We start from the raw sequence: 17,824 nt of genomic DNA on the forward strand, positions 1-17,824 counted from the left end.
CCGACGGCCACGCCCCCGCACCGGAAAGGTCGTCTGCCCGATACGCCCCGGACACCGGCGCCACCCACTCCTACCTGTGAGGATGCCCCTCTCCCCCACCGGCCCCGGTCAGACGGCGGGGGGTTTTGCGAACCTTTACCGGCCGCGGGTCGAACCGGGACGGCGCGCGGCCCTACCGGGGGACCAGGGACACCCCGGCCCACAGTTCGCGCACCGGCGAGGCGTCGCTGGCGTGCAGCAGGTCGTCGGTGTCCCACACCTTGACCGCGGTGGCCTCGGCCGTCACCGCGGGCCAGCCCGGGTCCCCCGTGGCGGCGAAGTCGCGCCAGGCCGCGACCATCCGCCCCGACAGCGCCCGGTGGGCCTCCGTGGGCTCGCCGCCGAGCAGGAACCGCCCGAAGTCGGTGTCCAGGTTGCCGAAGGCGAACGGCAGGTCGAAGGCGTGGCAGGCCCCCAGGCGCCCCTCCATGGCGGGGCTCTCCGCGGCCAGCCGGAAGAAGTGGGCGCGGCCCCCGGCCGCGGCGTGCGCCTCGGCGAAGCGCACCGTGTACTCGCAGAACAGCGCGTCGCCCTGGATCGCGGCGAACAGCTCGCGCAGCGTGGCCCCGGGGTACACGGACCGGTAGGCGGCCACCGCGTCCTCCCCCAGTCCCAGACGGGAGGCGGTCACCGCCAGGGAGGACTCGTCGTCGATCTCCACGCTCTGCCCCAGCTCGGTGAACAGCCGGTACTCGTGGGCGTTGTGGCCGACCAGCAGGTCCACCCCCGAGGCGGCGCCGCGCGCGACCGCCTCCAGCGGGGCCTCGGGCAACTCGGGCCCGCCGACCACGGGCGCGAAGCAGGTGAAGGGCTTGGTACGCACGCCCCCCGAACCCCTGGCCGGGGCGGAGGCGAGCACCGCGTCGGTGGCCTCCAGCAGCTTCTCCGGTGCCAGCGCGGCCAGGGCGTCGGCCTCCGGCGGCACGCCCGCGGCCGCGGCGATCCGCTCCGAGACCAGCCGAGCGGTGTCCGCGGTGAGCATGTCCCCCGGAACGCTGTGCGCGATCGCGCGTCGGAAGAGCCCGCGGGCCCGCGGCGAGGCCATCAGGCACGCGACCGAACCGGCACCGGCGGACTCCCCCGCCACCGTCACGTTGTCGGGGTCTCCCCCGAAGGCGGAGACGTTCTCCCGCACCCACCGCAGGGCGGCGGCCTGGTCGAGCAGGCCGCGGTTGTCGGGGCGCCCGGGTACGTGGCCGAAACCCTCGAAGCCCAGCCGGTAGTTGATCCCCACCACGACCAGTCCGCTCTCGGCGAGCCGGGTGCCGTCGTAGGTGACCTCGGAGGCCGCTCCGACGATGTAGGCGCCCCCGTGGATCCACACGAGCACGGGGGCGCGGTCGCCCTCGCGGGCGGCGGTCCACACGTTGAGCGACAGGCAGTCCAGGGACGTCTGCGGGGTCCAGGGCGCCGCGCCCAGGAGCTGGTTCCCCTGCGGGGGCGGTGGACCGAAGGAGGCGCAGTCGCGGACACCGTCCCAGGGGGCCGGGGGCGCGGGGGCGGCGAAGCGCTCTTCCCGGAAGGGTGCGGCGGCGTAGGGCACACCCCGGTAGACGGCGACCCCGCCGCTCTCGGAGCGCGGCGAGGTGGTGCCCCGGACCCGTCCGGCTGCTGTCGTCACTGTGTGCTCGGCGTCCACGTGCGTCCTCCCCATCGGTGCGCGGCACCCCACACCTAACAACGTTAGGCAGACGGGCGCAAGACCCCGGCGGCGGCCGCGCGGCGACGCACCCGCCCGCGACACCCGTCCGATCAGCCGGGACGCCGCGGGCCTCGGAGTCCGACCGACCGGTAACATACCACCTGGTCGGTATGAACAGACGAAGGAGAGGTCGCCCATGCGCGCCATCCAGATCACCGAGTTCGGCGGACCCGAGGTCCTGAACCTCACCGAACTGCCCGATCCCGAGGCGGGGCCCGGCGAGGTCCTCGTCGACGTCACCCGCGCCGGGGTCAACTTCGCCGACACCCACCAGGCCGAGAACAGCTACCTGGCCCCCGCCACGCTTCCGCTGGTCCCGGGCATGGAGATCGCCGGACGCACCCCCGACGGCCGCCGCGTGGTCGCCCTGACCACCAGCGGCGGCTACGCCGAGAAGGCCACCGCCGCCGCCGACATGGCCTTCGACATCCCCGACGGGGTCTCGGACGAGGACGCGCTCGCCCTGATCGTGCAGGGCGCCACCGCCTGGGTGCTGCTGCGCAGGTCCGTGCGGATGGACCCGGGCGAGTCGGTCGTGGTGCACGCGGCGGCCGGCGGCGTGGGCACGCTCGCCGTCCAGCTGGCCAAGCGGTTCGGCGCCGGACGGGTCGTCGCCGTGGCCAGCAGCGAGGACAAGCGCGCACTGGCCACGGAGCTGGGCGCGGACGCCGTCGTGGACTCCGCCGCCCCCGACATGACCGAGGCGCTGATCGAGGCCAACGGCGGTCAGCGCGTGGACGCCGTCCTGGACATGGTGGGCGGCCGGGTCACCGACCAGAGTGTGCGGGCGCTGGCCCCGTTCGGGCGCCTGGCCTTCTACGGAATGGCCTCGCGCGAGCTGCCCAGCCCGGTGCAGCCCGCCAACCTCATGCGTTTCTCCACCAGTGTGAGCGGCATGTGGCTGCCGCACGTGTGGACGCTGCCGGGCGACGTGATGAGCCGGGCGATGGCCGAGCTGTTCACCCTGGTGGCCGAGGGGCACCTGAGGCCTGTTCTGGGCGGCGCCTACCCCCTGGGGGAGGCCGCGCGGGCGCACGAGGCGCTGCGTTCCCGGGGAACCATCGGCAAACTCACCCTCGACACAACCGCAGAGAAAAGCGCCACCTTTACCTCGTAGATCACTAAATGTCCGACGTGTCGGATTTCGGCGGTCTCCATGCGGACCGGCGCGGCGCCCACCGCGCCCGCGCCGGTCCGCCGCGGCGGACGCCGCGGCCCCTCCGCGAGGACCCCGGGGGGAGCTCCGCGCGGGCGGCCCTACTCGTCGGCGGTGCGGTAGACCAGGTCGGCGTAGTCGGGGTGGCGCTGGATCCACCCCTTGACGAAGGGGCACAGGGGCAGCACCGCCAGTCCCCGCGGACGCACGTCGTCCAGGGCCTCCCTGACCAGGGTTCCGCCCAGGCCGCGCCCCTCGTAGGCGGGGTCGATCTCGGTGTGGGTGAAGGTCACCAGCTCGTCGGTGAGGATGTACTCGGCGAATCCGGCCACCTCCCCCTCGACCCTGATCTCGTAGCGTTTCCGTTCCCGTACGTCGACCACGTCGGTCGCCATGGAAGCCCTCACTTTCCGGTCCGCGGGGGGACGTCGTCGGCCCGCGCCGCCATTGTCGCGCCTCGGCGTCCCTTTCGCCCCTTGCGGCACGCACCTCCCCCGGCATAGAGTCGCCATGGCATACCGACCAGTCGGTCTAAGGAGAGCGGAATGACATCCCGGTTCGGCGGGCGGACCGCCATCGTCACCGGTGCGAGCCGGGGCATCGGCCTGGCCATCGCCCAGCGGCTCGTCGACGAGGGCGCGCGCGTGTGCGTCACGGCGCGCAAGCCCGAGCCCCTCGAGGAGGCCGTCAAGGCCCTGGGCGGACCCGAGCACGCCATCGGGGTCCCCGGCCGGGCCGACGACCCCGAGCACCAGGACGCGGCCGTGGCCGCCACCCTGGAGGCCTTCGGCAGCGTCGACATGTTCGTCAACAACACCGGCATCAACCCGGTCTACGGGCGGATGGTCGACCTGGACCTGGACGCGGCCCGCAAGATCTTCGAGGTCAACGTGCTTTCCGCGATCTCGTGGACGCAGAAGGCCTACCACGCCTGGATGGCCGAGCACGGCGGCACCGTCGTCAACGTCTCCTCCGTCGCCGGGACCAGGCCCGCCCCCGGCATCGGCTTCTACGGCGCCACCAAGGCGACGCTCATCCACGTCACCGAGGAGCTGGCCGTCGAACTGGGCCCGGGGGTCCGCGTGAACGGCGTCGCCCCGGCCGTGGTCAAGACCAGGTTCGCCGCCGCCCTCTACGAGGGCCGCGAGGAGAAGGTCGCCGCCCAGTACCCCCTGGGGCGCCTGGGCGAACCCGGGGACGTGGCGGGCGCGGTGGCCTTCCTGCTCTCCGACGACGCCTCCTGGATCACCGGCCGCACCCTCGTCCTCGACGGCGGCGTGACCCTCACCGGAGGTGTGTGACATGGAGCTGAACGACACCGGAGCCGTGGTCACCGGCGCGGGCAACGGCATCGGCGCCGCGATCGCGCGCAGGCTCGCCGGAGCCGGGGCGCGCGTGGTGGTCAACGACCTGGACGCCGGCGCGGCCGAGGCCGTGGCCGCCGAGATCGGCGGGGTGGCCGTCCCCGGCGACGCCGCCGGCGAGGCGGGCGTCACCGCGCTCGTGGCCGAGGCCGGGGCACACCTGGGCGGCATCGACCTGTACGTGGCCAACGCGGGCGTGGGCGTGGGCGGAGGCCCCGAGGCCCCCGAGGCCGACTGGGACCTGGCCTGGCAGGTCAACGTGATGGCCCACGTACGCGCCGCCCGCGAGCTGGTGCCCGGCTGGCTGGAGCGCGGGCGGGGCCGCTTCCTGACCACCGTGTCGGCGGCGGGCCTGCTCACGATGCTGGGCAGCGCGCCGTACTCGGTGACCAAGCACGCCGCACTGGCCTTCGGCGAGTGGATGTCGGCCACCTACGGCGACCGCGGGATCACCGTGCAGTGCGTGTGCCCGATGGGCGTGCGCACCAACCTGCTGGAGAGCAGCGGCGACACCGGCCGGGCCATCCTGTCCCCGGAGGCGATCACCCCCGAGGAGGTCGCCGACGCGGTGATGGTCGGCCTGGCCGACGGGCGCTTCCTGATCCTGCCGCACCCCCAGGTCGCCGACCACTACGCGGCCCGTGCCGACGACACCGACCGCTGGCTCGCGGGGATGCGCCGTCTCCAGGCCAGGGTCTTCGAGGGACAGGCGTGAGCGGCGAACACACGGACGAGCTCCCGGGCCTGGATCTCACCAGCCTGCGCGCCTACCTGGACGCGGCCGTGCCCGGCCTGGTCGCGGGCCCGCTGGAGGGCCGGGTGGTCGCGGGCGGCAAGTCCAACCTGACCTACGTGGTCACCGACGGCACCGGCAGCTGGGTGGTGCGCCGTCCGCCGCTGGGCCACGTGCTGGCCACCGCGCACGACATGCCCCGCGAGTACCGGGTGATGAGCGCGCTGCGCGACACCGCCGTGCCCGTCCCCCGCACACACGTGCTGTGCGAGGACACCGGGGTGCTGGGCGCGCCGTTCTACGTCATGGAACACGTGGCGGGCACCCCCTTCCGCACCCGCGACGAGATCGCCCCGCTGGGCGCCGGGGCCATACGCGGCGTGGCCGAGGCGCTGATCGCCACCCTGGGCGAGCTGCACGCGGTGGCGCCCGAGGAGGTGGGGCTGGGCGACTTCGGCCGCCCGCAGGGGTTCCTGGAGCGCCAGGTGCGCCGCTGGGGCAAGCAGCTGGAGGCCTCCCGCAGCCGGGACATCCCCGGCATCGACGAGCTGCGCGGGAGGCTCGCCGCGACGCTGCCCGAGCAGTCGGCGCCCGCGATCGTGCACGGCGACTACCGCCTGGACAACGTGCTGGTCACCTCCGGGGGCCGCGTCAACGCGGTCCTGGACTGGGAGATGGCCACGCTCGGCGACCCGCTCGTGGACCTGGGCCTGATGCTCGTCTACCAGGCGCAGCCCGTGGGCGTGGGCGCCGCGCCCGCCACCTCCGCCGAGGGCTACCCCTCCCCCGAGGAGCTGGTGGGCATGTACGCCGCAGCGACCGGCCGCGACGTGTCCCGGCTGGGCTGGTACGTGGCCCTGGGCTGCTTCAAGCTCGCGGTGATCGCCGAGGGCATCCACTTCCGCCACGGCCAGGGGCTGACCGTCGGGGCGGGCTTCGACCGGGTCGGCGAGATGGTCGCACCCCTGGTGGAGCGCGCGCACACCATGCTCGAGGAGGACTGATATGGACTTCGCCCACGACGAGGAGACAGAGGAGCTGCGCGAGCGGCTGCTCGCCTTCATGGACGAGCGCGTCTACCCGGCCGAGGCGGTGCTGGAGGAGCAGCTGGCCGCGCGCGGGGACCGCTGGTCGACCGCGCCGGTGGTGCGCGAGCTCCAGACCGAGGCGCGCGGGCGCGGGCTGTGGAACCTGTTCCTGGCGGGCCACCCCGAGCACGGCGGCCTGCCCAACCTGCGGTACGCGCCGCTGGCGGAGATCACCGGGCGCAGTCCGCGCCTGGCCCCGATCGCGCTCAACTGCGCCGCGCCCGACACCGGGAACATGGAGGTGCTGACGATGTTCGGCACCCCGGAGCAGCGCGAGCGCTGGTTGGAGCCCCTGCTCGACGCCCGGATCCGGTCGGCGTTCGCGATGACCGAGCCCGCGGTGGCCTCCTCCGACGCCACCAACATCACCACCAGCATCGTCCGCGACGGCGACGAGTACGTGGTCAACGGGCGCAAGTGGTATATCACCGGGGCCCTCAACCCCGAGTGCGCCGTGTTCATCGTGATGGGCAAGACCGACCCCGACGCCGAGCGGCACAGGCAGCAGAGCATGGTGCTGGTGCCGCGCGACACCCCCGGGCTGACGGTCAGGCGGGGCATGACGGTGTACGGCTACGACGACAGCGACCACGGCGGCCACGCCGAGGTGGTGTTCGAGGACGTGCGGGTGCCCGTCTCGAACCTCGTCGGCGGCGAGGGCGAGGGGTTCGCCATCGCCCAGGCCCGGCTGGGGCCGGGCCGCATCCACCACTGCATGCGCGGCATCGGCATGGCCGAGCGGGCCCTGGAGCTCACCTGCCGCCGGGTGCTGGACCGCGTGGCCTTCGGGCGGCCGCTGGCCGACCAGGGCGTGGTCCGCGAGTGGATCGCCGAGGCGCGCGTGGCCATCGAGCAGCTGCGGCTGCTGGTGCTCAAGACCGCCTACCTGATGGACACGGTGGGCAACAGGGGCGCGCACACCGAGATCCAGGCGATCAAGATCGCCACCCCGCGCACGGTGGAGTGGATCCTGGACAAGGCGATCCAGGCGCACGGCGCGGCCGGGGTCAGCCAGGACCTGCCCCTGGCCGGATGGCTGGCGGGGGTGCGGTCGCTGCGGCTGGCCGACGGGCCCGACGAGGTGCACCTGCGCTCGCTGGGCCGCGCGGAGCTGCGCAAGTACCGCCGGTAGCGCCTCTCTTCCGGGGCTCCGCTCCCGGGAGCGCGCGAGGGGGCCGGACGCGGGCTACGCGTCCGGCCCCCTCGCCGTCGGGTTCCCGCGCTCAGGCCCCGGGGCGCAGCCCCGCCACGAGCAGGTCGGCGAAGTGGCGCCCCACGTCCTCGCCGCTGAGCGTTCCGCCCGGGTGGTACCAGGTGCTCAGGTGGTGCACCGAGCCGAAGAAGTAGTTCACCACCAGGTCGGCGGAGACGTCGGTGCGAAAGACCCCCTCGTCCTGCCCCTGGGCGACCATGTCCCGGAAGATCTCGTGGTAGCGGCGGCGCTCGGCGCGCACGGCGCGCTGCTTGTCCTCGCTCAGCTGGTGCATGGAGCGGAAGAAGATGACGGTGTCGTCGAGGTTGGCGACGCTGGTGACGATGACGTCGGCCGCGGCGGCGTGCACGCGGTCGGCCACCGACTCGTCCCGGGAGGCGATCCGCACCAGGTGCTCGGTCTGCATGCGCAGCACGCGCGCGTAGACCTCGTAGAGCAGGTCGTCCTTGGAGCCGAAGTAGTGGTACATGGCGCCCTTGGTGACGCCTGCGGCGGCCACGACCTCCTGCACGGAGGTGCCCTCGTAGCCGTTGGAGGCGAACAGGCGCGTCGCCGCCCCAAGAAGGCGCTCGGGCACCGACCTGGTCGGTGTGTCGGCCTCGGCCGTCTGCTGTCCTCGCGCCATGTGTTGCCCCACCTCGTGCCCCGTCAGTCCCGGAAATACCGGCCGGAACAGCATACCGACCGGCTGGTACCCGACGCCACGCGCACGCGTGCCGCTGCTCACACCACCCGCAGGTCGACCTTGCGCCCGTCGGGGTCGGTGAGCACGCGGCGACCCGGCTCCAGGGGCGGGACGGCGCGATCTCCGTGCACGGTGAACCCGAGGCGTACCGCGCCCGTGGAGCGCTCGGCCGTGGCCGGGTAGATCTCGACGACCATGCCGTCGGCCAGCTCGGCCGCATGGTGCTCGGGCCCCGAGCCGTGCCGCTCGCGGACGAAGCGCAGACCGAGCCCGGCGTAGAAGGCGCGGCACTCCTCGACGCGGTCGGTGTAGAGGACCAGGAGCGTGGCGCGCGGGAGCGCCGCCCCGGAGAGCCCGTCCTCCTCCGCGCCCTCCTCCAGGATCCGCCGGGCGCGGGCGTACTTGGCGCGCAGCCTCCGCGCCTGCTCGGCGGGCAGCAGGGCCAGGCGGCGCTCGTCGGAGTTGTGGGCGTTGTCGGCGAGCTTGACCAGCCTGCCCAGCGGGTCGGCGGCGGCGCGGCGCACCATCTCCTCGTAGGGCTCCCCCGCGCGCCGGGTCACCGACTCCACCGCGCGCACGACCTCCTCCGGACAGCCCCTGGCGCGCAGGTCGTCGGCGGTGAGCGGGGTGTCCTCCAGCACGTCGTGCAGCACCCCGGCCGCCTGGGCGCGTTCCCCGTGCCCGGCGAGCAGGTCGCGCACCGCGAACACGTGCTCGATGTAGGGCCGACCGGCCCGGTCGACCTGCCCGGCGTGGGCCTCCTCCGCCAGGCGCGAGGCCTGTTCCAGCGTCATCGCCACCGCCTTCGCCCCTCCCCACGTCACGCCGACCGTATCGGGCGCGCGGGGCGGGGCGGCCCTCAACCCCGCACGAAGTTGTCCCCGTACTCCGGCGAGGGCGCGACGGGCGTGATGACGTCGACCAGGACCCCGCCGGGGTCGGCGACGATGAAGTGCCGCTGGCCGAAGTCCTCGGTGCGGATCCCCAGTTCGGGGCGCAGGCCGCCGCGCACCACCAGGCGCTCCCACTCGGCGTCCACGTCCTCCACCTCGAAGTTGAGCAGCAGGCCCTGGACGGGCCTGCGGTAGCCCTCGGGGACGGTGGGGTGCCCGGGGTCGAGCAGGGCCAGTTCGTACTCGGGCGGGCCGGGCCTGCGCAGACTCACGTACCAGTCGGCGGCGAAGGTCTCCTCGAAGCCGAACAGACCGACGTAGAAGTCCCGGGACTCGGCCAGCCGGGGCGTGCCGACCACCGGGTAGAAGCTGTTGAGCCGCATGAACCCCACCTTTCACGTACTTTTGGTATGTGAAGGTACGCTATTGGCATACCTTCGGTATGTCAACAAGGGGGGATCAGGACATGGCCGCGGAACCGGGAAGCCGCGCCCGGCAGCGGGAGCGCACCAGGCGGGTCCTGCTGCGCGAGGCCCGCAGGCTGTTCGCCGCGCACGGGTACGGCGGGGTGGGGCTGGCCCGGATCGTGGCGGACTCCGCGGTCACCAAGGGCGCCCTGTACCACCACTTCGAGGGCAAGCCGGATCTGTTCCGCGCGGTCCTGGAGGAGGTGCAGTCCGAGGTCGGCGACGCCGTGGCGCGGGCGGCGGACGCGCACCCCGACCCGTGGGACCGGCTGACCGCCGGGTGCCGGGCCTTCCTCACCGCCAGCACCGCGCCGGACGTGCGGCGGATCATGCTGGTGGACGGGCCCGCCGTCCTGGGCTGGAGCACCTGGCGCACCCTGGACGAGGCCGCGTCGGCCCGCCACCTGGCCGAGGCGCTCTCCGCGCTGGTCGAGGCGGGCGTCCTGGAGCCGCGGCCGGTCGCGCCCGTGGCCCACCTGCTCTCGGGGGCGATGAACGAGGCCGCGCTGTGGCTGGCCGACAGCGACGACCCCGGGGACCTGGAGCAGGTGTGGGCGGCGCTGTCGCCCATGCTGGAGTCCCTGCGCCGTCCCTGAACCGCAAGCGCCCCCGCCCGCCCCTGGGCGGCGCCGGACGGGGGCGGGCCAAGCCCCCGGGCGAGGCCCGGAACGCCCCGTCTCAGGCGCTATCGTGGCCCCCATGGCGGAGAGCGCGCGGACGGACGAGGACACGCGGTTCCGCGACGACTTCGTCGGGCGCTTCTCCGAGTACTGGCAGTCTCAGGGCCGTCCCCGCGCCGAGGGCCGCATCGTGGGCTACCTGCTCGTCGCCGACCGCGAGGCGGTGAGCGCCGAGGAGATCGCCGACGGCGCCCGGGTCAGCCGGGGGTCGGTGTCGCAGTCGGTGCGCCGCCTGCGCGAGATGGGCTTCGTGGAGCTGGTCGCCTCCCCCGGGCGCCGCTCGCGGCTGGTCGCCATGGACGAGGACGTCTGGGGCGGGTTCCTGCGCAACGAGCGTTCCTACCTGCGGAGGCAGAGGGAGCTCGCGGCTTCGGCCCTGGAGCGCCTGCCCGGCCTGAGCCCGACCGCGCGCACCCGGCTGCGCAACATGCACGACTACATGACCTGGCTGGACGACTACCACGACACCCTGCTCTCCTCCTGGGAGGAGTACAAGGCCCGGCGGGCCTGAGGGGGTCAGGCCCGCCGTCGCCCGGGAGCCGCTTCGCGGAGGGTGGGACACCCTCAACCGACGCCTCCGGCGCGACACCCCCTCTCGTGCGGGATGACCAGCGGCGTGCGGGTGCGCGGGTCGGGCACCACGTCGCAGGGCAGCCCGAACACCTCCTCCACCAGGCGGGCGGTCACGACCTCCTCCGGAGGGCCGTCGGCGACCACCCTGCCCGCCTCCATCAGCACCAGGCGGGTGGCGAACCGGGCGGCCTGGGCCAGGTCGTGCAGGACCGCGACCACCGTGCGCCCCCGGCGGTGCAGGTCGGCGAACAGCTCCAGCAGGTCGTACTGGTGGGCGATGTCCAGGTAGGTGGTGGGCTCGTCCAGCAGGAGGACGCCGGTGTCCTGCGCCAGGACCATCGCCACCCAGGCGCGCTGGCGCTGGCCGCCCGAGAGCGAGCCCACCAGGGTGTCGGCCAGGTCGGCCAGCCCGGTCAGCTCCAGCGCACGCCCGATCGCCGTCTCGTCCTGGGGGCTCCACTGGCGCACCAGCGTGTGGTGCGGGAAGCGGCCGCGGGCGGCCAGGGCCCGCACCGTGATGCCCTCGGGAGCGGTCGGGCTCTGCGGCAGCAGCGCCATCTGACGCGCGACCGCCTTGGCGCGCTGGCCGCGCACGTCCCTGCCGTGCAGCAGCACCCGCCCCGAGATCGGCTTGTTCACCCGGCCCAGGGCCTTGAGCAGCGTGGACTTACCGCAGCCGTTGGGGCCGACGATGACGGTGAACTCGCCCTCGGCCACCCCCAGGTCGAGGTCGCGCACGACCGGTTCGGCCCCGTACCCCAGGGTCAGGCCCTCCGCGGACAGCACCAGACTCACAGCACACCCTTTCGCCATTCACGAACCAGCAGATAGCCCAGGTAGACGCCGCCGAGCCCCATGGTGAAGACGCCGACCGGCAGCCCGTCGCCGACCGGGGACTGCTGGACCGCCAGGTCCGCCGCCACCAGCAGCAGGGCCCCGACCAGGGCCGACAGCACCATGTTGGGACCCGGCGCGGCGGAGAGCCGGCGCGCGATCTGCGGCGCGGTCAGGGACACGAACGCGATCGGACCGGCCACGCTCACCGCGGCCGCGGACAGCACCACCGACAGGCAGACGGCGGCGGTGCGGGTGGGGGCGGCCCGCGCGCCGAGGGCGTCGGCGAGTTCGTCGCCCATCTCGTTGACGGAGACCGGTCCGGCCAGCGCCGCCACGAAGGGCAGCGCCAGCAGCAGGACCGCCCAGATGGTGGTGGCGTGCTCCCAGGAGCGGGCGCCCAGGCTGCCGTTGACGTAGGCGGACAGGACGCTGGCCTGGTCGCGGGCCATCACGGACACGACGAAGTGGGTGAAGGCCTGCGCCATGGCGGCCACCCCGATGCCCGCCACGATCAGGCGGCCGGGGTGGCGCAGCCCGGTCCCGGTCACCGTGGCCACGACGGCCATGGCCAGGGCGGCGCCCGCCAGGGCGCCCAGCGGCACGGGGAGCACCCCGGGCAGGACGAGGGCGGCGAAGGCCGCGCCCGCCCCCGCACCGGCGCCGAGGCCGATGACGTCGGGGCTGCCCAGGGGGTTGCGGGTGACGGACTGGAAGAGCGTGCCCGCCAGGCCCAGGGCGACGCCCGTGCCCGCGGCCACGGCCAGGCGGGGGCCGCGCAGTCGTTCGAGCACGAAGGTCTCGGTGGCCTCGCCCCCGCCCGTCAGGACGGTGGGCAGGCGGGTGAGGGGCACGCCGAGCCGCCCGAGGGCGAGCGTGGCGGCCGCGGCGGCGACCAGCAGGAGCAGCAGCCCGACCGCCCACAGCAGCGAGCGCGGGTGGACGGGCAGCGCGACCGGGCCCAGCCTCAGCACGGGCTGGGAGGGGGCCGGGGTCCGTGGCTCCCCGTACTCGCGCCGGGCCGGGGCCGTCGGGGCCAGGGGCGTGCGGGTGGTTCGGGTCATGGGGTACTCCGCATCCTGCGGACCGCGTACAACAGGACGGGCGCACCGACGAACGCGGTGACGACGCCGACCATGAGTTCGGTGGGGCGCACGATGGTACGGCCGACGACGTCGGCGAGCAGCAGCAGGGTGGGGCCCACCAGCAGCGCGAAGGGCACCTGCGCACGGAAGTCGACGCCGACCAGGGCGCGCACCACGTGCGGCACGGCCAGGCCGACGAAGGCGATGGGCCCGGCGGCCGCGGTGGCCCCGGCTGCGAGCAGGGTTCCCGCGACGAGCCCCGCCGAGCGGGTCCACACCGTGTTGGCGCCGGTGGCGATCGCGGCCTCCTCACCCAGGGCCAGGGCGTTGAGGCCGCCGCAGACCACGAGCGCGAGCAGGACGCCGACGCCGATGACCGGCAGCACGGACAGGATGACGTCGTAGCCGCGCCCGGCCAGGGAGCCGACCACCCAGTAGCGGTAGCTGTCGAAGGTCTCGGGCAGGCTCAGGGCCACCGCCTGGACGTAGGCGGTGAGCACGGCGGAGACCACCGCGCCCGCCAGGACCAGGCGGACCATGCCACCGTCGCCGCCGCGGCTGCCCACCGTGTAGGCGGCCAGCCCCGCGACCAGGGCCCCGGGCAGCGCCCACCAGACCGTTCCGGTGACCGAGGTGGGACCGAACAGCGCGGTGGCCGTGACCACCGCCGCGGCGGCCCCGGCGTTGACGCCCAGCAGGCCGGGGTCGGCGAGGGGGTTGCGGGTGACGCCCTGCATGAGGGTGCCCGCCAGGGCCAGGGCGGCCCCGGCCACCACCCCCAGGACGGTGCGCGGGTAGCGGCTCTCCACCACCGTGGTGGTGAAGGGGTCCGCCCCGCCGGTGAGCGCCGCCCACACGTCGGCGACCGGTGTGGGCCTGCTGCCCATGACGAGGCTGAGCAGGACCGCCCCCGCCAGGGCCGCGACGCCCGCACCGAGCATGAGCGCGGTGCGGGCGGGACGCGTGCGTGGCGCGGCCGCGGATGTCTTCGCCCTGACCATGGAGGGACTAGTTCCCGATGTTCTGGGCGGCCTCTTCGATCATGGGCACGTAGCGGTCGATGACCCAGGGAACGGTCAGCGGGTTGATGATCGAGGAGGCGGTGACGAAGGAGTTGTCCTCGGAGGCGACCACGGCGCCGCTCTCGACGGCGGGGATGGCCGCGTACAGCTCCTGGGCCTCGATCTCGGCGCGGGTCTCGGGGTCGGTGTAGAACGTGAAGAGCAGGTCGCTCTCGGAGAGCTGGTCGGCGTTCTCCAGGCCGATGATGGCCGAGTCGGTGCCCTCGGTCTCGGGGAAGGTCTCCACGACCGGGTCGACGGTCAGGCCCAGGCCGCGGACCATGGCCACGCGCTGCTCGTCGGGCAGGAACACGCCGAGGGTGCCGGGGCCGTCGGTGTAGACGTAGGAGAAGGACAGGTCGGCGAACTGCTCGTTGGCCGCCGCGGCCTCCTCGAACTGCGTCTCGATGTCCTGGATGAGGCCCTGGGCCTCCTCGGGCTGGCCGAGCGCCTCGCCGATGATCTCGATCTGCTGGTCCCAGTCGGTGCTCCAGGGCAGCTCGGGGTAGGCGACCGTGGGGGCGATGTCGCTCAGGATGTCGTACTGCTCCTGGGTGACGCCGGACCAGGGGGCGAGGATGACGTCGGGCTCCAGCTCGATGATCGCCTCGAAGTCGATGTCGTCGGCGCCGGCGAACTGGGCGGGCAGTTCCTCGCCCGCCTCGGTGACCGCCTCGTGGATCCACGGCAGGTAGCCGGTGTCGTCGCTGCCCCACTCGTAGCTCTCGACGCCGACGGGCACGACGCCGAGGGCGATGGCGGTCTCGGCGGAGCCCTGGCCGAGGGTGACCACGCGCTCGGGCTGCTCGGGGATCTCGGCGGTGCCCAGGGCGTTGTCGATGCTGAGCGGGAACTGGCCGCCGGCGGTGCCGCCGCCGCTCTCACCGGTGTCCTCCTCCGCGCTGCCGCACGAGGTGAGGCCGACGGCGAGGAGGGCGGTGAAGGCGATGCCGCTGACACGGCGAAGGGTGGAGGCCATGCTCACACTGCTTTCTTCGTCATGGGGAGTGGCCGCGCCGTGTTCGGGCGGGCCGTTTCCGCGCATGGGGCGTCCCGAGGGGGAAACACGGAGGACAGAATGGGAGGATCCCGGCAAAACCAAGGTTAGTCTAACCTCACTCGGTTCGGATTTCAAAAGTTCTGAACTCCGGACGCGGACCCCGACCGCCTCTCCCCGCCCCCACCTGACACAGCCTTGACCTGCCATGGAGCTTGTCCGGCACCTCCTCGGGAAGTGCCTCTAGAGGCAACCACCAACGCGAGGAGCACCATGATCGCCAAACTGTCCGAGATGGGCGTCACGTCCGAGATGGCCTACGGGGCCGGAGTCGCCTCCATCGGTCTCAGCTTCGTGAGCTGGCTGGCCTCCCTGAAGAAGGAGGAGGACACCGGGCTGGACCGCGCCGACCGGTGGGGGATCTTCATCGGCGAGTGGGCGCCCACCTTCTTCGCGGTCGGCGTCGCGCTTCGGCTGGAGGAGTCCAGGAAGAAGTAGGTCCGCGCCGCGGCGTCCGGTGACCCGGGCGCGACGCGGGCGGACGGGTCGCGCGCCCGGTCGGAGCTGCTCCGGCCGGGCGCGACGTGTGTCCTGTACCGGCGGGACCGGGGTTCCGCCCGCCTCGCACCGGTGAGGACGACCCGCGTACCGTTTCCCCGCCCCTCGCACTCCCCCGCACCGCGGCCGGGCCCGGCTCCTCCGTCCCCGAGGAGTACGTTCGGCGGCCCTGCGCACCGCCGAGGTCCTGGGCGGGCTCCTGGCGATGCGGGTCCGGCCGCGTTTCCCCCTGCGCGCGGGGACGTTCGCCCTCTTCGGAGGCGATGATGCCGGTCGGTCAGGTCCTGGCCGGTCCGGCTGCGCAGGTGTTCGGCGCACGTCCCCTGCTGCTCGTGGGAGGGGCCGCGGCCGTGGCGGTGGGGCTGGCGCTGCTGTCGGTAGGGCCGGTGTGCGACCTGTCCGCGGCGCGGAGTTGTCCACAGGAGGTCGGGGACAGGTTGGCGGGCTCCGCTGGCCGGGCATACGGGAAGCGACGCATACGACGAGGGAGATCCCATGTGCCTGAACGGAACCGGTGAGACCGTCCGCTCGCGGAGCGGCGAGGCCGGGTCGGGACCCGCCGGGCCGCCCGGTTCGCCGGGCCAGCCGCGCCCGTGGCCCACGGGCTTTCGCAGGGTGGCCGACCTCAGCCACGTCCTGTCGCCGACGATGCCCTCCTGGGGGGAGGACAAGCCCCGGCGCGAGAACCGGGGCGAGCCGGTGCCCGAGGGCGAGTTCGGCTTCTACCTACAGCAGTGGACGCTCAGCGAGCACTCGGGCACGCACCTGGACGCGCCGGGGCACGTGATCGGCGGCGGGCGGCTGGTCCCCGACATCCGGCCGGACGAACTCCTCGCCCCGGCGGCGGTGATCGACATCCGCGCCCGGGCGGCCGAGGACCCCGACACCACGGTGACGGTGGACGACGTGCTGGCCTTCGAGCGCGCGCACGGACGGATCCCGGCGGGGGCGGCGGTGCTGATGCACTCGGGGTGGAGCGCCCGGTGGGCGCGGGGCGACGACGCGGTGCGCGGGGTGGCCGCGGACGGCTCCTGGCACTTCCCGGGCTTCGGCCCCGAGGCCTGCGAGTTCCTGATCGAGCGGCGCGGAGTGGTCGGGGTGGGTGTGGACACGCTGAGCACCGACCCGGGCGACTCCACCGACTTCCCCGCGCACGAGGTGGTGGGCAGAGCCGACCGCTGGGGGCTGGAGTCGCTGACCGGGCTGGAGCAGCTGCCGCCGAGCGGGGCGCTGATCAGCGTCGGGGTCATGCCCGGTCTGGACGCCTCCGGCGGGCCCAGCCGGGTCCTGGCCATGTGGTGAACCAGTCCCGGCCCGCGTCAGGGAGGTCAGCAGCCCTCGACCCGGGGCATCGCCCCGCCGTCGGGGCGCCACTCCAGCAGCATGATGGTGGCGTCGTCGGTGAAGCTGCCGCGCTGGTGGTCGTGGATGGCGTGGATCAGGCGCCGCAACGTCTCCGGGGCGGGTTCCTCGGCGGCGGTGGCGCGGATGATGGAGTCGGCGAACCGTTCGAGACCGAACATCCGCCCCTGGCTGTCGTGCGCCTCGGTCACCCCGTCGGTGTAGAGCAGGATCCGGTCACCGGGTTCGAGCAGGGTCCGGTGCACGGTGCGCGGTTCGGCCTCGCCGAGCACACCGCCGAGCCCGAGCGGTACCTCGGGGGGCCGCTCCAGGGCGTCCTCCAGCAGGCGGCCGCGCCGCAGGAGCAGGGGCGTGGGGTGGGCGCAGTTGACCCAGGTGAACTCCCCGGTGGACAGGTTCAGGGAGGTGAAGACGGCCGTGCAGAAGCGGTCGGGGAGCCAGGAGGTGAGTGCCCTCTCCACGCTGTCGGTCAGCTCGGCGAGGTCGGCGCCGTTGCGCCGGGCGTTGCGGACCCCGGCCATGGCCACCGACGCGGTCAGCCCGGAGGCCAGGTCGTGCCCCATCGCGTCGAGGATGGCGGCGTGCAGGGTCTCCTTGGTGATCGAGTGGTCGAAGGCGTCGCCGCCCAGCTGGTAGGCGGGTTCGAGGACGGCGGTGGACACGCCCCGCGAGGTGCCCAGGGTGCGGGGCGGCAGGAAGGCCCGCAGCATCTCGGTGCGCAGGTCCATCGACTGGGTTCGGATGTGGCGGACGTAGGTGTCGCTGTAGGCGCGTTTGGAGGTGACGACCAGGGCCAGCAGTGAGGCGAGCGCGTGGCAGCGGCGCAGCGTGGACTCGTCGAGCACGGGGGCGCTGATGTGCACGACCCCCATGCGGTCGGCGCCGTCGCGCAGGGGCAGCCACAGGCTCAGCTCACCGTCGCCGCCCTCGACCAGCCGCAGCGTCTCGGAGCGGTAGGCCTCCCCGGCCACGCTGGAGTCGACCTTGAGCGTCGGGCCGCCGAGCAGCGGGACGAGGAGGCGCTGTTGCAGGTCGACCAGGTGCACGGAGATGCTGCTGAGTCCGATCCGCTCGCCGTAGCGACCGGCGGCTTCGAGGACCTCGATCGGGGCGCACCCGTGCACGGATCTGACCAGCTCCTCGAACAGCTGCTCGGCCCCGGCGACCGGGGTCGTCGTGTCGTCCATGTGCTCACCTCCCCCAGCAGTCTCACACCACGGGCGCGGGCGAGGGGGTTGCGGCGGGCCGCGTGTCCCGCGGCGGGGGCGGTCTTTACCCGGGATCAGGCAGAGCGGTCGCGGCGCTCGCCGTCCCGGTCGGAGCGGATGCGGGGA

Annotated in this window: 19 protein-coding genes and 1 pseudogene; 9 read left to right on the forward strand and 11 right to left on the reverse strand. The window is 73.8% G+C overall.

Annotated features, from left to right (window positions below; translation table 11 throughout):
- Positions 1–172: 172 nt before the first annotated feature.
- Positions 173–1,678 (reverse strand): carboxylesterase/lipase family protein, encoded by a 1,506-nt coding sequence (locus ACSIH6_RS30620; RefSeq protein WP_435111811.1) that lies wholly within the window; start codon positions 1,676–1,678, stop codon positions 173–175.
- A 199-nt stretch (positions 1,679–1,877) separates the two neighbouring features.
- Between ACSIH6_RS30620 and ACSIH6_RS30625 the strand changes: the two genes are divergently transcribed.
- The gene (locus ACSIH6_RS30625) at positions 1,878–2,858 is read left to right on the forward strand and encodes a quinone oxidoreductase family protein (RefSeq protein WP_435111812.1); all 981 of its coding nucleotides are present in this window, start codon (positions 1,878–1,880) and stop codon (positions 2,856–2,858) included.
- A 140-nt stretch (positions 2,859–2,998) separates the two neighbouring features.
- Here ACSIH6_RS30625 and ACSIH6_RS30630 read toward each other — a convergent pair whose 3' ends face one another.
- Complete coding sequence (locus ACSIH6_RS30630) at positions 2,999–3,292, reverse strand: GNAT family N-acetyltransferase (protein ID WP_435111813.1); 294 nt, start codon at positions 3,290–3,292, stop codon at positions 2,999–3,001.
- Positions 3,293–3,442: 150 nt separating this feature from the next.
- Between ACSIH6_RS30630 and ACSIH6_RS30635 the strand changes: the two genes are divergently transcribed.
- From ACSIH6_RS30635 to ACSIH6_RS30650, 4 genes are read left to right on the forward strand one after another with little or no spacing between them, the layout of a single operon-like run.
- Complete coding sequence (locus ACSIH6_RS30635; RefSeq protein ID WP_435111814.1) at positions 3,443–4,198, forward strand: SDR family oxidoreductase; 756 nt, start codon at positions 3,443–3,445, stop codon at positions 4,196–4,198.
- Position 4,199: 1 nt separating this feature from the next.
- The gene (locus ACSIH6_RS30640; protein ID WP_435111815.1) at positions 4,200–4,976 is read left to right on the forward strand and encodes an SDR family oxidoreductase; all 777 of its coding nucleotides are present in this window, start codon (positions 4,200–4,202) and stop codon (positions 4,974–4,976) included.
- A complete protein-coding gene (locus ACSIH6_RS30645) occupies positions 4,973–5,998 on the forward strand; it encodes a phosphotransferase family protein (protein WP_435111816.1) in 1,026 nt (341 codons plus the stop codon). Before ACSIH6_RS30640 ends, ACSIH6_RS30645 begins: the two co-directional genes overlap by 4 nt.
- Position 5,999: 1 nt before the next feature.
- Positions 6,000–7,214, forward strand: coding sequence for an acyl-CoA dehydrogenase family protein (locus ACSIH6_RS30650; RefSeq protein ID WP_435111817.1), 1,215 nt, complete (start codon positions 6,000–6,002; stop codon positions 7,212–7,214).
- A 91-nt stretch (positions 7,215–7,305) separates the two neighbouring features.
- On the opposite strand, the gene ACSIH6_RS30655 is transcribed toward ACSIH6_RS30650, so the two are convergent.
- From ACSIH6_RS30655 to ACSIH6_RS30670, 4 genes and pseudogenes are all read right to left on the reverse strand, one after another.
- Entirely contained in the window at positions 7,306–7,920 is a 615-nt protein-coding gene (locus tag ACSIH6_RS30655) for a TetR/AcrR family transcriptional regulator (RefSeq protein WP_435111818.1), read from the reverse strand.
- Between the two features lie 98 nt (positions 7,921–8,018).
- Complete coding sequence (locus ACSIH6_RS30660) at positions 8,019–8,360, reverse strand: glyoxalase/bleomycin resistance/dioxygenase family protein (RefSeq protein ID WP_435111828.1); 342 nt, start codon at positions 8,358–8,360, stop codon at positions 8,019–8,021.
- 165 nt (positions 8,361–8,525) lie between these two features.
- Positions 8,526–8,774, reverse strand: a pseudogene (locus tag ACSIH6_RS30665) (HD domain-containing protein); the annotation flags it as partial.
- 65 nt (positions 8,775–8,839) lie between these two features.
- A complete protein-coding gene (locus ACSIH6_RS30670) occupies positions 8,840–9,256 on the reverse strand; it encodes a VOC family protein (RefSeq protein ID WP_435111819.1) in 417 nt (138 codons plus the stop codon).
- Between the two features lie 83 nt (positions 9,257–9,339).
- Here ACSIH6_RS30670 and ACSIH6_RS30675 point away from each other — a divergent pair, with 83 nt between their 5' ends.
- Positions 9,340–9,936, forward strand: a complete 597-nt coding sequence (locus ACSIH6_RS30675; RefSeq protein ID WP_435111820.1) for a TetR/AcrR family transcriptional regulator — start codon at positions 9,340–9,342, stop codon at positions 9,934–9,936.
- 103 nt (positions 9,937–10,039) lie between these two features.
- The gene (locus tag ACSIH6_RS30680) at positions 10,040–10,531 is read left to right on the forward strand and encodes a GbsR/MarR family transcriptional regulator (RefSeq protein ID WP_435111821.1); all 492 of its coding nucleotides are present in this window, start codon (positions 10,040–10,042) and stop codon (positions 10,529–10,531) included.
- A gap of 53 nt (positions 10,532–10,584) precedes the next feature.
- Here the strand turns inward: ACSIH6_RS30680 and ACSIH6_RS30685 are convergent, their stop codons facing one another.
- From ACSIH6_RS30685 to ACSIH6_RS30700, 4 genes are all read right to left on the reverse strand, one after another.
- A complete protein-coding gene (locus ACSIH6_RS30685; protein WP_435111822.1) occupies positions 10,585–11,388 on the reverse strand; it encodes an ABC transporter ATP-binding protein in 804 nt (267 codons plus the stop codon).
- Positions 11,385–12,401 carry a FecCD family ABC transporter permease gene (locus tag ACSIH6_RS30690; protein ID WP_435111829.1) on the reverse strand — a complete coding sequence of 339 codons (1,017 nt, stop codon included), beginning with the start codon at positions 12,399–12,401 and terminating at the stop codon, positions 11,385–11,387. Before ACSIH6_RS30690 ends, ACSIH6_RS30685 begins: the two co-directional genes overlap by 4 nt.
- Before the next feature lie 86 nt (positions 12,402–12,487).
- Entirely contained in the window at positions 12,488–13,513 is a 1,026-nt protein-coding gene (locus ACSIH6_RS30695; RefSeq protein ID WP_435111823.1) for a FecCD family ABC transporter permease, read from the reverse strand.
- A 7-nt stretch (positions 13,514–13,520) separates the two neighbouring features.
- Positions 13,521–14,552: an iron-siderophore ABC transporter substrate-binding protein gene (locus tag ACSIH6_RS30700; RefSeq protein WP_435111824.1), complete on the reverse strand. Its 1,032-nt coding sequence runs from the start codon at positions 14,550–14,552 to the stop codon at positions 13,521–13,523.
- Between the two features lie 291 nt (positions 14,553–14,843).
- Here ACSIH6_RS30700 and ACSIH6_RS30705 point away from each other — a divergent pair, with 291 nt between their 5' ends.
- Together ACSIH6_RS30705 and ACSIH6_RS30710 are read left to right on the forward strand one after the other, a co-directional pair.
- Positions 14,844–15,068, forward strand: a complete 225-nt coding sequence (locus tag ACSIH6_RS30705) for a hypothetical protein (RefSeq protein ID WP_435111825.1) — start codon at positions 14,844–14,846, stop codon at positions 15,066–15,068.
- A gap of 555 nt (positions 15,069–15,623) precedes the next feature.
- On the forward strand, positions 15,624–16,430 hold the full coding sequence (locus ACSIH6_RS30710) for a cyclase family protein (RefSeq protein ID WP_435111826.1): 807 nt from the start codon (positions 15,624–15,626) through the stop codon (positions 16,428–16,430).
- Positions 16,431–16,456: 26 nt separating this feature from the next.
- On the opposite strand, the gene ACSIH6_RS30715 is transcribed toward ACSIH6_RS30710, so the two are convergent.
- A complete protein-coding gene (locus tag ACSIH6_RS30715) occupies positions 16,457–17,677 on the reverse strand; it encodes a PP2C family protein-serine/threonine phosphatase (RefSeq protein ID WP_435111827.1) in 1,221 nt (406 codons plus the stop codon).
- Positions 17,678–17,824: the final 147 nt, after the last annotated feature.

The sequence above is a fragment of the Nocardiopsis synnemataformans genome (assembly GCF_965343085.1).
GTDB lineage: Bacteria > Actinomycetota > Actinomycetes > Streptosporangiales > Streptosporangiaceae > Nocardiopsis > Nocardiopsis alborubida.

What these genes read in the sequence shown, in the direction of transcription:
- ACSIH6_RS30640 (WP_435111815.1), top strand. Translation starts at nt 4,200, where the DNA reads ATGGAGCTGAACGACACCGGAGCCGTGGTCACCGGCGCGGGCAACGGC.
- ACSIH6_RS30705 (WP_435111825.1), top strand. Translation starts at nt 14,844, where the DNA reads ATGATCGCCAAACTGTCCGAGATGGGCGTCACGTCCGAGATGGCCTAC.
- ACSIH6_RS30650 (WP_435111817.1), top strand. Translation starts at nt 6,000, where the DNA reads ATGGACTTCGCCCACGACGAGGAGACAGAGGAGCTGCGCGAGCGGCTG.
- ACSIH6_RS30635 (WP_435111814.1), top strand. Translation starts at nt 3,443, where the DNA reads ATGACATCCCGGTTCGGCGGGCGGACCGCCATCGTCACCGGTGCGAGC.
- ACSIH6_RS30670 (WP_435111819.1), bottom strand. Translation starts at nt 9,256, where the DNA reads ATGCGGCTCAACAGCTTCTACCCGGTGGTCGGCACGCCCCGGCTGGCC.
- ACSIH6_RS30700 (WP_435111824.1), bottom strand. Translation starts at nt 14,552, where the DNA reads ATGGCCTCCACCCTTCGCCGTGTCAGCGGCATCGCCTTCACCGCCCTC.
- ACSIH6_RS30715 (WP_435111827.1), bottom strand. Translation starts at nt 17,677, where the DNA reads ATGGACGACACGACGACCCCGGTCGCCGGGGCCGAGCAGCTGTTCGAG.
- ACSIH6_RS30680 (WP_435111821.1), top strand. Translation starts at nt 10,040, where the DNA reads ATGGCGGAGAGCGCGCGGACGGACGAGGACACGCGGTTCCGCGACGAC.
- ACSIH6_RS30695 (WP_435111823.1), bottom strand. Translation starts at nt 13,513, where the DNA reads ATGGTCAGGGCGAAGACATCCGCGGCCGCGCCACGCACGCGTCCCGCC.
- ACSIH6_RS30655 (WP_435111818.1), bottom strand. Translation starts at nt 7,920, where the DNA reads ATGGCGCGAGGACAGCAGACGGCCGAGGCCGACACACCGACCAGGTCG.
- ACSIH6_RS30630 (WP_435111813.1), bottom strand. Translation starts at nt 3,292, where the DNA reads ATGGCGACCGACGTGGTCGACGTACGGGAACGGAAACGCTACGAGATC.
- ACSIH6_RS30710 (WP_435111826.1), top strand. Translation starts at nt 15,624, where the DNA reads ATGTGCCTGAACGGAACCGGTGAGACCGTCCGCTCGCGGAGCGGCGAG.
- ACSIH6_RS30625 (WP_435111812.1), top strand. Translation starts at nt 1,878, where the DNA reads ATGCGCGCCATCCAGATCACCGAGTTCGGCGGACCCGAGGTCCTGAAC.
- ACSIH6_RS30675 (WP_435111820.1), top strand. Translation starts at nt 9,340, where the DNA reads ATGGCCGCGGAACCGGGAAGCCGCGCCCGGCAGCGGGAGCGCACCAGG.